At 34.8% G+C, this 325-nt stretch carries 1 protein-coding gene; it reads left to right on the forward strand.

The annotated features are described in order from the left end of the window. Window positions 1–104 precede the first annotated feature (104 nt). A partial coding sequence (locus R2R70_RS19425; protein ID WP_410978812.1) for a hypothetical protein occupies window positions 105–325 on the forward strand: 221 nt, incomplete at its 3' end.

Here is a 325-nt window from a genome sequence, read left to right on the forward strand (position 1 = left end):
TAGACAAAGAAGCTATTACAGAAAACCAGTAGGAATGTAAGTGCATGTATACACATGTTTACTTATGTTTACACTGGTTTATTTTTATTTAAAGGGGTGGGAAAGTGAATATCAATAATCCTCAAATGTTTACTGAAGGACATATACAGACAGATTTATTTGAAGTAGGACAGTTATACCCTAGTCCTTTGCATATAGAGAGAATCAAGCGATATAGGGACAACAAGCGATTATTCAAAGGGGAACAGCTAGACGTATTTAAAAAACATTTCCCTGAGTTAGATGATAGATACCGAAACACTATCTATACTGCGGTGAATCTACC

The sequence above is a fragment of the Cobetia sp. SIMBA_158 genome (genome assembly GCF_046566945.1).
Classification (GTDB): domain Bacteria; phylum Pseudomonadota; class Gammaproteobacteria; order Pseudomonadales; family Halomonadaceae; genus Cobetia; species Cobetia amphilecti.